Origin of the sequence: Promicromonospora sp. NPDC060271, from assembly GCF_042726755.1 — a bacterium.
GTDB lineage: Bacteria > Actinomycetota > Actinomycetes > Actinomycetales > Cellulomonadaceae > Promicromonospora.
Genome location: NZ_JBHXBG010000281.1, coordinates 1 through 4043 on the forward strand (window position 1 = coordinate 1; position 4043 = coordinate 4043).

Below are 4043 nucleotides of genomic sequence, written 5' to 3' on the forward strand. Positions count from 1 at the left end.
GTCCGACGACCGGCCCGCCCGGTCAGGCGTCCGGGAACCCGTTCGGGTTCTTGGACTGCCAGCGCCAGGTGTCCGCGCACATGTCGTCGATCGTCCTGGTCGCGCGCCAGCCGAGCTCGGTGTTCGCGCGCGTCGGGTCGGCCCAGAACGCGGGCAGGTCACCGGCCCGGCGCGGGCCGATCTCGTAGGGCAGCTCCCGGCCGACGGCCCGCTCGAAGGCCTTGAGCAGCTCGAGCACCGACGTCCCCGTACCGGTGCCGAGGTTGAACGCGCGCGCAGGCTCCGACATGTCGTCCAGGTGCTCGAGGGCCGCCACGTGCCCGGCCGCGAGGTCGGTGACGTGCAGGTAGTCACGCTCGGCCGTGCCGTCCGCCGTCGGGTAGTCGTTCCCGAACACCGTCAGCTTGTCCCGGCGCCCCACGGCGACCTGCGCGATGAACGGCATCAGGTTGTTCGGGATGCCCTGCGGGTCCTCGCCGATGTCGCCGCTCTCGTGCGCGCCGACCGGGTTGAAGTACCGCAGGAGCGCCACCTTCCAGCCCTCGGAGATCTGCGCGATGTCCGTCAGGACCCGCTCGATCATCACCTTGGTCTGCCCGTACGGGGACGAGGAGGACAGGTGCTCGTAGTCCTCCCGGTACGGCACCGGGGCCTTCTCGCCGTACACGGTGGCCGACGACGAGAACACCAGCTTCCGCACCCCGTACTTCGTCATCGCCGACGCCAGCGCGAACGTGGAGTCCAGGTTGTTGCGGTAGTACTCGAGCGGCTTCGTCATCGACTCCCCCACCGCCTTGTACCCCGCGAAGTGGATGACGGCGTCGATCCGCTCGTGCGCGAAGAGCGCCTCGGTCTTGTCGATGTCGGTCAGGTTGAACGCGTGGACCGGGATCGCGCGGCCCGCGAGCGCCTCCAGGCGGCCCTGCACCGTGGGCTTGGAGTTGGAGAAGTCGTCGACGACCACGACGTCATGACCGGCGGCTACCAGGGCGAGGACGGTGTGTGAGCCGATGTAGCCGGCTCCACCGGAGACGAGAACGCGCATGGTCCCAAACTACCGGGTGACCGGACCCTTCCCGGTCCGGGCCGGCACCGGTACTCTCCGACCCGTGACAGTGCTCGAAGCGATGCTCCTGTTCGCGCTGGTCGCGATCCCGCTGACGATCATGCCCGGTCTGGACAGCGCGCTCGTGCTGCGTACCGCCGTCGTGAGTGGCCGTAGGCACGCCTACGCGACGGCGCTCGGGATCAACGCGGGGACCCTGGTCTGGGGAGTGGCAGCCGCGGTGGGTGCGACGGCGGTGCTCGCCGCCTCCGCGACCGCGTACCGCGCCCTGACCCTGGCAGGCGCCGCCTACCTCCTGTGGCTCGGCGGGCAGATGCTGTGGTCCAGCTTCCGTCCCGGCCGCTACGACGCGCTGCCCGACGCCGCCCTGACCCGTGACACGCCGACCGGCGACGGCGACCCGACGGAGCGCTCGGCCTGGCGCTCGTTCGCCCTCGGTGCCACGACCAACCTCCTGAACCCGAAGGTCGGCGTCTTCTACCTCGCCACCATCCCCCAGTTCCTGCCCGACGACGTACCGCACCTGCTCATGGGCCTGCTGCTCGCCATTGAGCACGACGTCCTCGGGCTCGCCTGGCTGGCCCTCCTGATCAACGCTGCCGGCCTGGCCCAGCGCTGGCTCTCCGGGCGTGCCATCGCACGCGTCACCGACCGGATCACCGGCACCGTGCTGCTCGCCTTCGGTGGACGCATCGGCTGGAACGCCCTGACCGGCCAGGCCCGCCCGATCTGAGCCAGGCCACTGTATCGGGGCCGGTCCCGAGGACGGCCAGACCCCGCGTCGCTCCCTGACCTGCGCCGTCAGGCCCGATACCCTCACCATGTGGCCTACACCGAGCAGCGCACCGACTCCGAGGGCCGCACGGGCCACGTCGGCCGCTACCGCGTCGACGGGCGTCTGCGCAGCACCCGTCGCTTCACCGCCAAGCGCGAGGCACTCGCGGAGGCGAGGCGTCAGGAGGAGGCGGGCAAGCACGGCGAGTGGGTGGACCCTGGCGCCGGCCGGGTCACCGTCGCCGAGTGGTTCGCGATCTGGCAGGAGTCCCGCGTCGACCGCGCGCCGCGGACCATCGAGGCCGAGCGCGAGCGCTTCCGGTCCCTGGTCGCGCCCTCGTTCGGTGACCGGCCGCTGCGGCAGGTCACGCACGAGGACGTCGCCCGCTGGGCCGCGACGATGACCTCGCCCACCACCGGCGAGACCGCATCGCCGGCCCGGCGCCGGGACGCGGCCCGCCTGCTCGTGGCGCTGCTCGACGCCGCCGTCGACGCGCGTCGTCTGCGCACCAACCCGGCGCGGACACCGTCCGGCAAGGTGCCCGCCCTGCCGCGCGCGCCGAAGACCAAGCCGCACCGCTACCTCTCGCACGAGCAGCTGCGCCGCGTGGCGGACGCCACCAGGACGCCGCAGGCCCGCGCCCTCGTGCTGCTGACGGCGTTGACCGGTCTGCGCTGGGGTGAGGTCAGCGCGCTCACGGTGGCCGACGTCGACCCGCTGCGCCGTCGCGTCCGCGTCAGCAAGGCGTACACCCGTCTCGACGACGGCACCCTCCTGCTCGGCGACACCAAGACCCACGCCCGGCGCGAGGTCCCGCTGCCGGCGATCCTCGTCGCGGACGTCGCGGCACAGGCCGCCGGCCGCGCTCCCGCCGACCTGCTGTTCACCGGGGCCCGGGGCGGCCCCCTGCGCCGGGAGAGCTTCGACCGGTCGGCGTTCCGGCCCGCCGTCCTCGCGGCCGGCCGGGCGGTACGCACGCTGCGTGAGGCTCTCGGCCTGCGTGCGTCCGGCCTGTACGACGACGGTGTGGTCGCCGCGGTGCGCCGGCTCCAGTTCGGCGCCGGGCTCGACCCGACCGGCGTCTGCGACCCGGCGACCTGGTCCCTGGTGGCCGACGCCGACCGCACGCGCCGGGACGGGACCCGCGGCGAGAAGGTGAGCCGCACCAGGCTCTTCACGGCGCTGTCGGGCACGACGCTGGGGCCGGGCGCCGAGGACTTCGACACCCTCACCCTGCACGACCTGCGCCACACCGCCGCCTCGCTGGCCATCTCGGGCGGTGCGACGGTCAAGGCGGTGCAGCGCATGCTGGGGCACGAGTCGCCGGTGCTGACCCTGTCCACTTACGCGGGCCTGTTCGAGGACGACCTCGACGTGCTGGGCGAGACGATGAGCGCGGCGTTCCAGGCGACGTCGTTCGAGCCCTCCGCCGCATCCGCGGCCACGGTCGCGGACGCGCCCGCGAACGTCACAGCGATCGGTTCCGCGCGGGCCTGGGCTGCGGGCTGACCCGGCCCGGCCCGGAGGAGCATTCGCCGCACAACTTCTCGCGAATCCGGGATTCTGGTGTCGAGAACGTGCGACCGGCTCCGTCCCAGGTACGAGGGCGCGCACGGCGTCCACGACTGCTCGGCCCGGCGACGGGCCCTCGACCAGGGAGAACACCATGGCGAAGTACCTGATCCTCAAGCACTACCGGCACAACGGCCCCGCACCCGTGCCCGGTACCGAGGTCATGATGGACCAGTGGACGCCGGAGGAGATCACCGCGCACATCGACTACATGAGCCGGTTCGCCGAGAAGCTGACGGAGCGCGGTGAGTTCGTCAGCGAGGGCGCGCTCCTGCCGGAGGGCACGTTCGTCCGGTACGACGGCGAAGGCAGGCCCCCGGTGACCGACGGGCCGTTCGCGGAGACCAAGGACCTGATCGCGGGCTTCATGATCATCGACGTCGAGTCCCAGGAGCGGGCCTACGAGGCGGCCGCCGAGCTCTCAGCGGCCCCCGGCCAGGGCGGGCGCCCGCTCCACGAGTGGCTCGAGGTGCGGCCGTTCTACGCCGAGCTGCAGGCAACCGCCGAGTAGGACGGGACGACGGCGTGCACGAGGACCGGGTGGACGGCGGCCAGGTGGACGAGCTGATGCGGACCCTGGCGCCGCAGGTCCTTGGCGTCCTCGTCCGTCGCGGAGCAGACTTCGCGCCC

The 4043-nt window shown here is 72.5% G+C and carries 4 protein-coding genes; 3 read left to right on the plus strand and 1 reads right to left on the minus strand.

All coding sequences use genetic code 11. The features are described 5' to 3' along the window. Positions 1-22: 22 nt before the first annotated feature. Complete coding sequence (galE, locus tag ACFWE2_RS24825) at positions 23-1045, minus strand: UDP-glucose 4-epimerase GalE (protein WP_377226878.1); 1023 nt, start codon at positions 1043-1045, stop codon at positions 23-25. 64 nt (positions 1046-1109) lie between these two features. Here galE and ACFWE2_RS24830 point away from each other — a divergent pair, with 64 nt between their 5' ends. The 3 genes from ACFWE2_RS24830 (at position 1110) to ACFWE2_RS24840 (ending at position 3924) form a co-directional block, all read left to right on the plus strand. Continuing rightward, positions 1110-1799: a LysE family translocator gene (locus ACFWE2_RS24830; protein WP_377226879.1), complete on the plus strand. Its 690-nt coding sequence runs from the start codon at positions 1110-1112 to the stop codon at positions 1797-1799. A 90-nt stretch (positions 1800-1889) separates the two neighbouring features. Then, positions 1890-3350 carry a tyrosine-type recombinase/integrase gene (locus ACFWE2_RS24835; protein ID WP_377226880.1) on the plus strand — a complete coding sequence of 487 codons (1461 nt, stop codon included), beginning with the start codon at positions 1890-1892 and terminating at the stop codon, positions 3348-3350. Between the two features lie 157 nt (positions 3351-3507). After that, positions 3508-3924 carry a YciI family protein gene (locus tag ACFWE2_RS24840; RefSeq protein ID WP_377226881.1) on the plus strand — a complete coding sequence of 139 codons (417 nt, stop codon included), beginning with the start codon at positions 3508-3510 and terminating at the stop codon, positions 3922-3924. Positions 3925-4043 lie beyond the last annotated feature (119 nt).